9 protein-coding genes are annotated in these 9,565 nt (G+C 63.2%); all 9 read left to right on the top strand.

Features of this window, described 5'->3' with window-relative positions:
* Positions 1–43: 43 nt before the first annotated feature.
* The 9 genes from ACF8RA_RS25775 (at position 44) to ACF8RA_RS25815 (ending at position 9,434) form a co-directional block, all read left to right on the top strand.
* Complete coding sequence (locus ACF8RA_RS25775) at positions 44–661, top strand: NUDIX domain-containing protein (RefSeq protein WP_003249478.1); 618 nt, start codon at positions 44–46, stop codon at positions 659–661.
* Positions 652–1,104 (top strand): DUF1249 domain-containing protein, encoded by a 453-nt coding sequence (locus tag ACF8RA_RS25780; RefSeq protein ID WP_176683124.1) that lies wholly within the window; start codon positions 652–654, stop codon positions 1,102–1,104. Before ACF8RA_RS25775 ends, ACF8RA_RS25780 begins: the two co-directional genes overlap by 10 nt.
* Positions 1,105–1,189: 85 nt before the next feature.
* Entirely contained in the window at positions 1,190–1,990 is an 801-nt protein-coding gene (gene cpdA / locus ACF8RA_RS25785) for a 3',5'-cyclic-AMP phosphodiesterase (RefSeq protein WP_176683125.1), read from the top strand.
* A gap of 242 nt (positions 1,991–2,232) precedes the next feature.
* On the top strand, positions 2,233–2,841 hold the full coding sequence (locus tag ACF8RA_RS25790; RefSeq protein WP_176683126.1) for a YqiA/YcfP family alpha/beta fold hydrolase: 609 nt from the start codon (positions 2,233–2,235) through the stop codon (positions 2,839–2,841).
* A gap of 35 nt (positions 2,842–2,876) precedes the next feature.
* Positions 2,877–4,781 carry a DNA topoisomerase IV subunit B gene (parE, locus tag ACF8RA_RS25795; RefSeq protein ID WP_392514155.1) on the top strand — a complete coding sequence of 635 codons (1,905 nt, stop codon included), beginning with the start codon at positions 2,877–2,879 and terminating at the stop codon, positions 4,779–4,781.
* On the top strand, positions 4,778–5,764 hold the full coding sequence (locus ACF8RA_RS25800) for an esterase-like activity of phytase family protein (RefSeq protein WP_209969703.1): 987 nt from the start codon (positions 4,778–4,780) through the stop codon (positions 5,762–5,764). Before parE ends, ACF8RA_RS25800 begins: the two co-directional genes overlap by 4 nt.
* Positions 5,761–6,279: a TIGR02281 family clan AA aspartic protease gene (locus ACF8RA_RS25805; RefSeq protein WP_176683129.1), complete on the top strand. Its 519-nt coding sequence runs from the start codon at positions 5,761–5,763 to the stop codon at positions 6,277–6,279. The genes ACF8RA_RS25800 and ACF8RA_RS25805 overlap by 4 nt, the downstream gene beginning before the upstream one ends.
* Positions 6,280–6,292: 13 nt before the next feature.
* Complete coding sequence (parC, locus tag ACF8RA_RS25810) at positions 6,293–8,551, top strand: DNA topoisomerase IV subunit A (RefSeq protein WP_014859646.1); 2,259 nt, start codon at positions 6,293–6,295, stop codon at positions 8,549–8,551.
* A gap of 172 nt (positions 8,552–8,723) precedes the next feature.
* A complete protein-coding gene (locus tag ACF8RA_RS25815; protein WP_176683131.1) occupies positions 8,724–9,434 on the top strand; it encodes a membrane integrity-associated transporter subunit PqiC in 711 nt (236 codons plus the stop codon).
* Positions 9,435–9,565: the final 131 nt, after the last annotated feature.

Here is a 9,565-nt window from a genome sequence, read left to right on the forward strand (position 1 = left end):
AGTAGGATGGCGCGAAGCAGTATTCGAGGTAATGAGGATTTCCATGTCAGACGCGTTGAACGCTGTGCCCAAGGGCTTCGAAATCATCGAGCGGGCCAATTGCTTCCAGGGCTTTTACAAGCTCGACAAGTTACGCCTGCGTCACGAGCTATTTGCCGGTGGCATGGGGCGCGAGATCAGTCGCGAGCTGTTTGTGCGCCACGATGCGGTATGCGTGCTGCCGTACGACCCTGCGCGCGATGAAGTGGTGCTGATCGAACAGTTCCGCGTGGGCGCACTGGACAAGGTCGCCAACCCTTGGCTGATCGAGATGGTTGCCGGGCTGATCGACAAAGACGAGCAGCCCGAGGAAGTCGCCCATCGCGAGGCTGAAGAAGAAGCCGGCCTGACCTTCAGCGCCCTGTGGCCGATGACCCGCTACTTCCCGTCGCCTGGCGGCAGTGACGAATACGTTCACCTGTTCCTCGGCCGTTGCAGCAGCGAGGGCGCGGGAGGGTTGCATGGCCTGGAAGAGGAGGGCGAAGACATTCGCGTACGCGTATGGGCGTTCGAGGATGCCCTGCAGGCGGTGCGCGACGGGCGCATCTGCAACGCGGCAACCATCATTGGCCTGCAATGGCTGGCGCTGAACCGTGACGAAGTAAGAGGTATGTGGAAGTGAACCTGCTGCGCGAGCGCTATCGAGTCGACCTGGTCGGGCTGCAGGCAGCCTGCGAGGCCAACTACGCCCGGCTGATGCGCTTGTTGCCCGACATGCGCACCACCCAGAGCTCGCGCCGCATCGGCATGACCCAGGGCGACCAGATGCTCGGCGTGCTGGTAATCGACGTGGTGCTGGCCTGCCCGTACACCACCACCCTGCATGTGCGCCAGGAACACAGCCTGCCCTGGTTGCCAGTGCCACACCTGGAAGTGCAGGTGTATCACGATGCGCGCATGGCCGAAGTGGTCAGTGCCGAACACACCCGGCGCCTGCGCAGCATCTACCCGTATCCGAACGACGCCATGCACCAGCCGGACGAAAAGGCCCAGCTCAACCTGTTCCTGGGTGAATGGCTTAGCCACTGCCTGGCTTGCGGCCACGAACTGGCAAGTGTTCGCTGAATTGTGACGTGAGTCGGTTGCGGGTGTTTGCTCGTCACCATCGCCCAGCCATAATCCCCGCTGAATCCATTCGAGGAGATGGCCGTTGTCGCCGCCAGACCAATCCCGCCCTGTGCACGTGGTGCAACTGACCGATGCCCACCTGTTCGCTGACCCGGCTGGCAGCATGCTGGGCCTCAAGACCCGCGACAGCCTGCGCCACGTGGTGGCCCAGGTGCGGCGCGAGCAGCCGCTTGTCGACTTGCTGCTGTGCACGGGCGACCTGTCCCAGGATGCCAGCGTGGCATCCTATGAAGCGTTTCGGGAGCTGACCGCACCGTTTGCCGTACCCACTCGCTGGCTGCCGGGCAACCATGACGAGGCTCAGGTGATGGCGCAGGTGGCGCCGGAACTGGTGCAGGCGGTGACCGATATTGGCGCATGGCGGGTGGTCATGCTCAACACCGCCGTGCAGGGTGCTACCCACGGGGTTCTGCAAGATGACCAGCTGGCCGTACTGGAATCCGCCTTGAAAGAGGCCGGCGAGCGGCATTGCCTGGTGTGCTTCCACCATCAGCCAGTGGACATCGGCTGCGCCTGGATCGCGCCGATCGGCTTGCGCAATGCCCAGGCGCTGTTCGATATCGTTGAAGGATATCCACAGGTACGGGCTTTGTTATGGGGGCATGTGCATCAGGAATGGGATGAAGTCCGAGGGGGGCGGCGCCTGCTGGCCACGCCGTCGACCTGCATTCAGTTCGCGGCGCGCAGCGAAGACTTCCAGGTGAGCGAAGAGCATCCGGGGTACCGCTGGTTGCGCCTGCATGCCGATGGGCGGCTGGAGACCGGGGTGGAGCGGGCGCTGGATTTCGAGGTGCAGCTCGACTTCGATAGCCCTGGCTATTGATGATTTTGGGGGCTGCTGCGCAGCCCTATCGCGACACAAGGCCGCTCCCACAGGAGATCGCGTACCCCTGTGAGAGCGGCCTTGTGTCGCGACAGGGGCGCAAAGCACCCCCGGCACTTTCAAAGCTGTTGAAGAATTTGTTGCTAAAACCCCTGTGCGGCGCCAAAACCCGGCGAACGCGCTACACTGCGCGTCCCTGCGCCCGCATTATCAGGCGCGAAGCCACAGATTCCGGGGGCAGCATGTCGGGTTCCATCCTCTATATCCATGGCTTCAACAGTTCGCCGCTTTCGACCAAGGCGCGTCAGCTGGAGGCAGTCATGCAGCAGCTCGGCCTGGCCGACCAGCTGCGAGTGCCGGCCCTGCACCACCACCCACGGCAAGCCATGGTCCAGCTCGAAGCGGCCATCGCCGAACTGGGGGCGCCACTGCTGGTGGGCAGTTCGCTCGGCGGCTACTATGCCACCCATCTGGCCGAGCGCCATGGCCTCAAGGCCCTGCTGGTCAACCCGGCGGTAACCCCGCACAAGCATTTCGACGGTTACCTGGGCACCCAGCGCAATCATTACAGCGGTGAAACCTGGGAACTGACCCACGATCACGTGCAGGCCCTGGCCGAGCTGGAAGTAGCGGCCCCGGCCGATGCCGACCGCTATCAAGTGTGGCTGCAGACCGCCGATGAAACCCTGGACTATCGACACGCCGAGCACTATTACCGTGCTTGTGCCCTGCGTATCCAGGCCGGTGGCGACCACAGCTTCCAGGGCTTCGCCGAGCGCCTGCCGGCACTGCTGGCGTTCGCCGGCATTGCCCGTGGGCAGTATGCGGCGCTCGATTTTTCTGTATTTTGACTTTTTTGCATTCACCAGACTGACGACGAGACCCTATGGCCAATCCCAGCGCTAGCGCCTATAACGCAGACGCCATCGAAGTCCTCTCGGGCCTTGATCCGGTCCGCAAGCGGCCGGGCATGTACACCGATACCAGCCGCCCCAACCACCTGGCCCAGGAAGTCATCGACAACAGTGTCGACGAAGCACTGGCCGGCCACGCGCGTTCGGTGCAGGTCATCCTGCATGCCGACCATTCGCTGGAAGTCAGCGACGACGGCCGCGGCATGCCGGTGGACATCCATCCGGAAGAGGGCGTGTCCGGGGTCGAGCTGATCCTCACCAAGCTGCACGCCGGCGGCAAGTTCTCCAACAAGAACTATCAGTTTTCCGGTGGCCTGCACGGGGTGGGCATCTCGGTGGTCAACGCCCTGTCGACCCAGGTGCGCGTGCGCGTCAAACGTGACGGCAACGAATACCAGATGACCTTTGCCGATGGCTTCAAGGCCAGCGAGCTGGAAGTGGTCGGCTCTGTCGGCAAGCGCAACACCGGCACCAGCGTGTACTTCAGCCCCGACCCGAAGTACTTCGACTCGCCCAAGTTTTCCATCAGCCGCCTCAAGCACGTGCTCAAGGCCAAGGCGGTATTGTGCCCGGGGCTGCTGGTCAGCTTCGAGGACAAGGCCAGCGGCGAAAAGGTCGAATGGCACTACGAAGATGGCCTGCGCTCCTACCTGGTCGACTCGGTCAACGAATTCCAGCGCCTGCCCGACGAGCCGTTCTGTGGCAGCCTGGCGGGTAACAAGGAAGCGGTTGACTGGGCTTTGCTGTGGCTGCCCGACGGCGGTGACAGCATTCAGGAAAGCTACGTCAACCTGATCCCCACTGCCCAGGGCGGCACCCACGTCAACGGCCTGCGCCAGGGCCTGCTGGATGCCATGCGTGAGTTCTGCGAGTTCCGCAACTTGCTGCCGCGCGGGGTAAAGCTGGCGCCGGAAGACATTTGGGAGCGCATCACCTTCGTACTGTCGATGAAGATGCAGGACCCGCAGTTCTCCGGGCAGACCAAAGAGCGCCTGTCATCACGCGAGGCCGCCGCGTTCGTCTCCGGCGTGGTCAAGGATGCTTTCAGCCTGTGGCTCAACGCCCACCCCGAGCTGGGCATGCAACTGGCAGAACTGGCCATCAGCAACGCCGGTCGCCGCCTCAAGGCCAGCAAGAAGGTCGAGCGCAAGCGCATCACACAGGGCCCGGCATTGCCCGGCAAGCTGGCCGATTGTGCGGGCCAGGACCCGATGCGTGCCGAGTTGTTCCTGGTCGAGGGTGACTCGGCCGGTGGTTCGGCCAAGCAGGCGCGGGACAAGGAATTCCAGGCCATCCTGCCGCTGCGCGGCAAGATCCTCAACACTTGGGAAGTGGACGGTGGCGAAGTCCTGGCCAGCCAGGAAGTGCACAACATTGCCGTGGCCATTGGTGTCGATCCGGGTGCCACCGACCTTGCGCAACTGCGCTATGGCAAGATCTGCATCCTCGCCGACGCTGACTCCGACGGCCTGCACATCGCCACACTGCTGTGTGCGCTGTTCGTTCAACACTTCCGGGCACTGGTTGAGGCTGGGCATGTTTATGTGGCCATGCCGCCCCTGTACCGCATCGACCTGGGCAAGGAAATCTACTATGCCCTCGACGAAGCCGAGCGTGACGGCATCCTCGACCGCCTGGTGGCCGAGAAGAAGCGTGGCAAGCCTCAGGTAACACGCTTCAAGGGCCTGGGCGAGATGAACCCGCCGCAGTTGCGCGAAACCACCATGGACCCGAACACCCGGCGCCTGGTGCAACTGACCCTGGACGATGTAGAAGCTACCTGCGAGCTGATGGACAAGCTGCTGGCCAAGAAGCGCGCCGGTGACCGCAAGAGCTGGCTGGAAACCAAGGGCAACCTGGCTGAGGTCATGGTTTGATTCGGCAAGTCCTTGCCGTTTGCCTGGCGCTGGTTGCCCTGCCTTGCCTGGCGGGCAACTGGCCAGAGCTGAAGATGAGAGCCGAGCACCCGATCGACGGTATGCGCGGTGGCAACCTTTCGGGTCTGGTGGAATGCCGGGGCGGGTTGTGGGGCGTGTCCGATCGTGACGACGACCGTATCTACCGCTTCGATCAGCAGAACCCCACCTGGCGCGCGCAGCCGCTTACCTTCACCCCGCCGGCTGTCCCGGAAAGCGGCCTGCCATGGGGGTTGAAGTCGCGCAACTGGGCGGCATCGTACATTCGCGGTGGCGAGCTGGATTTCGAAGGTATCACCTGTGATCAGGCGGGTAACCTCTATCTGGTCAGCGAAGCGCATGCCGCGGTGCTGCAATTGCCGCTGGAAGGCGAGCCGGACTGGTTGAGGATCGACTCGGCCATGGTGCGCCAGGCCCGGGCAAGCGGCATGCTGCTGAACTTCAATGCCCTGTTCGAAGGTGTGGCGATCAACCCGGCGGGCGACCGCCTGTGGCTGGCCGCCGAGCGTGAGCGCCGTGGCCTGGTGGCCATTGAGCGCCGGCAGTCGGTATGGACTTGCGGGCGCAGTTGCGTGCTGCTGAGCGAGGCCGGGGTCGAGATGCAACCGGCGCAAATGCCCAATGCCCGGGCCCTGTCGCGCGACTTCGCGGACCTGGCCTGGTTCGAGGGCAAGCTGTTTACCCTAGAACGTAACGCCTACCGGGTGTGCCGGCGTGATGCCGACAGTGGCAAGGTCGAGCGTTGCTGGTCGTTCGCTGCCGATGCGCTGGTCGAGTCACGGCGTTACGCGCAGCCGTTTGGTCTGGCCGAAGCACTGGTGATCGATGCCAAGGGTGCCTGGATTGGCCTGGACAACAACAACAGCGCCCGAGCCGATGGCGAAACCCGCCCGGTCGTCTGGCGCTTCGACGCACCGCAAGGCGGCTGGAGCGCCAAACCATGAGCCAGGCGCCGGGCAAGCGCGCGGGCAGGGTGCTGATGATCGTCGCCTGGGCGGCGGCGCTGTTTCTTGCCACGCGCTTTTTCGGCCAGTGGGAAGACAGCCAGCGTAACCCCAACAGCCAGGTGCAATCCGAGCATGGTGCAGGCTATATCGAAGTGCGCCTGCTGAGTAATGGCCAGGGCCACTTCGTGGTGGATGGTGCCATCAACGGGCAGGTGGTGCATTTCATGCTCGACACCGGCGCCACCGACGTGGCGATCCCGGAGGCGTTGGCCCGTGAACTGAGCCTGGAGCGCGGTAGCCCCGTGCTACTGAGCACCGCCAACGGCCGCACCGAAGGCTACCGCACGCGCTTGGCCAGCCTGCAACTGGGCGATATCCGCCTGCAGAACGTACGCGCCATCGTGGTGCCGGGCCTGGACGGCCCCACCGTACTGCTGGGCATGAGTGCCCTGCAACAACTTGAATTTACCCAGCGCGGTGGCACCATGCTGCTGCGCCAGAACCTGAAATAATGACGAGGCCCGCATGAGCGACTCACTGGAACTCAGCCTGGACGGCGTCGAACGCCGCTCGCTGGCTGACTTCACCGAACAGGCCTACCTCAACTATTCCATGTACGTGATCATGGACCGTGCCCTGCCGCACATCGGCGACGGCCTGAAGCCGGTGCAGCGACGCATCGTCTATGCCATGAGCGAGTTGGGGCTCGATGCCGATGCCAAGCACAAGAAGTCGGCGCGTACCGTCGGTGATGTGCTCGGCAAGTTCCATCCCCATGGCGACTCGGCCTGCTACGAGGCCATGGTGCTGATGGCGCAGCCGTTCAGCTACCGCTACACCCTGGTCGATGGCCAGGGTAACTGGGGTGCGCCGGATGATCCGAAGTCGTTCGCCGCCATGCGCTATACCGAGGCGCGGCTGTCGCGCTACGCTGAAGTGCTGCTCAGCGAAGTCGGCCAGGGCACCGTGGACTGGGTGCCGAACTTCGACGGCACGTTGCAGGAGCCGGCCGTGCTGCCCGCGCGCCTGCCCAACATCCTGCTCAACGGTACCACCGGTATCGCCGTGGGCATGGCCACCGATGTGCCGCCGCACAACCTGCGAGAGGTGGCCAGTGCCTGTGTGCGACTGCTCGATGAGCCCAAGGCGACCATCGAGCAGTTGTGCGAGCACATCCAAGGGCCGGATTACCCGACCGAGGCAGAGATCGTTACGCCGCGGGCAGAAATTCTCAAGATGTACGAAAGCGGCCGCGGCTCGATCCGCATGCGCGCCGTGTACCGCGTCGAAGATGGCGACATCGTCGTCACGGCGCTGCCGCACCAGGTCTCCGGGGCCAAAGTGCTGGAGCAGATTGCCGCGCAGATGCAGGCCAAGAAGCTGCCGATGGTCGCCGACCTGCGCGACGAGTCGGACCACGAAAACCCGTGCCGTATCGTCATCATCCCGCGTTCCAACCGCGTGGATGTCGACGAGCTGATGCAGCACCTGTTCGCTACCACTGACCTGGAAAGCACCTACCGGGTCAACGTGAACATCATCGGCCTGGACGGCCGTCCGCAGTTGAAAAACCTGCGAACCATATTGGTAGAGTGGCTGGAGTTCCGCACCAATACCGTTCGTCGCCGCCTGCAGCACCGTCTGGATAAGGTCGAGAAGCGTCTGCACCTGTTGGACGGTTTACTCACCGCGTTCCTCAACCTGGATGAAGTGATCCACATCATCCGTACCGAGGAATACCCCAAGCAGGCCCTGATCGAGCGTTTCGAGCTGACCGAGATCCAGGCCGACTACATCCTCGAGACCCGCTTGCGGCAGTTGGCGCGCCTGGAAGAGATGAAGATCCGCGGTGAGCAGGATGAGTTGCTGAAGGAGCAAGCCAAGCTGCAGGCCCTGCTGGGGAGCGAGGCCAAACTGCGCAAGCTGGTGCGCAGCGAGCTGATCAAGGATGCCGAAACCTATGGCGATGATCGTCGTTCGCCGATCGTAGCGCGTGCCGAAGCCAAAGCGCTGTCGGAGAATGAGCTGATGCCGACTGAGCCCGTCACCGTGGTGCTGTCGGAGAAAGGCTGGGTGCGCTGCGCCAAGGGCCACGATATCGACGCCACTGGCCTTTCCTACAAGGCCGGCGACGGCTTCAAGGCTGCCGCGGCCGGGCGTTCCAACCAGTTTGCCGTGCTTATCGATTCCACCGGTCGCAGCTACTCGCTGGCCGCCCACAGCCTGCCATCGGCGCGTGGCCAGGGTGAGCCGCTGACTGGCCGTCTGACGCCGCCACCGGGGGCGACTTTCGAATGTGTGTTGTTGCCTGACGACGATGCGCTGTACGTGGTGGCTTCGGATGCCGGTTACGGCTTTGTGGTCAAGGGTGAGGACCTGCAGGCCAAGAACAAGGCCGGCAAGGGCTTGCTCAGCTTGCCCAACGGGGCCAAGGTCATGACCCCGCGCCCAGTGGCTGATCGCGAGCAGGACTGGTTGGCGGCGGTGACCACCGAAGGCCGCCTGCTGGTGTTCAAGGTCAGCGACTTGCCACAGTTGGGTAAAGGCAAGGGCAACAAGATCATTGGCGTGCCGGGTGACCGGGTGGCCAGCCGTGAAGAATTTGTGACCGATCTAGCCGTGATTCCCGAAGGTGCGACCCTTGTATTGCAGGCCGGCAAGCGTACCCTGTCTTTGAAGGCGGACGACCTGGAACACTACAAGGGCGAGCGCGGTCGGCGCGGCAGCAAGCTGCCACGCGGGTTCCAGCGTGTCGATGGGCTGCAGGTGGAGGTGCCGACATAACCGGTTGTAATGCCTGGAACGGCAATTTCAACGCCGTTTCGGGCAGAAACGCTGGAGTCGTACGGTTATTTCGCGGATGATATGCCCCTTGCGGTGCCGGCGTAGCCGTGTGCCCGTTTGAATATACATGTATCACTGCGGTGTGCCTTGTGGCAGCCGCCTGGATGGGATGATGAAATTTCTGCGCCTTCCATTTGCGCTGTTGATGACTGGCCTGCTGGGCCTTGGCGGGTGCACCATGCATCAGCCGGTTGCCCTGTATCAGCTCGACAGTGGTGATCCTGGCCAGCCTTCGCAGAGTGCGGGTATGGCCGTTGTACTCGGCCCGGTATCGGTGGCCGATTATCTTCAGCGTGAGACGTTCCTGCAGCGTCAAGCTGATGGCAGCCTGAGCGCGGCGACCGACGGTCGTTGGGCTGGTAGCCTTTCATCGGATATCGACCAACTGCTGGTGCGTCAACTGGCCTGGCGCTTGGACAGCCAGCGCGTAGTACTGGCCCCGGCGACCGAAGGCTTCACCCCGGACGTGCAAGTGCTGTTGTCGATCACTCGCCTGGACTCGGGCAAGAACCAGCCGGCCATCCTGGATGCCCAGTGGCGTTTGCTGGACCGCCGTGGCCATGTGCGTGACAACCGCATCATTCACCTCGAGCAACAGCACGAGGGCAGTGAGTCGTCGCAGGTGCAGGCCCAGGGGCAACTGCTGCAGAAGTTGGCCGAACAGTTGAGCACAGCGGTGAAGCCGCTGGCCAACCAGCCGGCGATTGCCGAAGAGGCACCGAAAAAGTCCGCTGCACCGAAGCAGGTGAAGAAAGGGCCGGAGAAACCCAAAATCCCGATGGCCTCGCCGATTCGCACCGATATGGAAGTTTATCGGTTCTGATCAAACGGCCAGATACGACAAAGCCCGCATTCGCTGCGGGCTTTTTTGTATCTGCCGGTCTTCGTAGGAGCGGGTTTACCCGCGAAGAGGCCGGCCCTGCTGGCCAATTTCCACCCGCCGTTCACCGTTGC

It is taken from the genome of Pseudomonas sp. FYR_5 (assembly GCF_043106315.1).
Taxonomy (GTDB): domain Bacteria; phylum Pseudomonadota; class Gammaproteobacteria; order Pseudomonadales; family Pseudomonadaceae; genus Aquipseudomonas; species Aquipseudomonas putida_Y.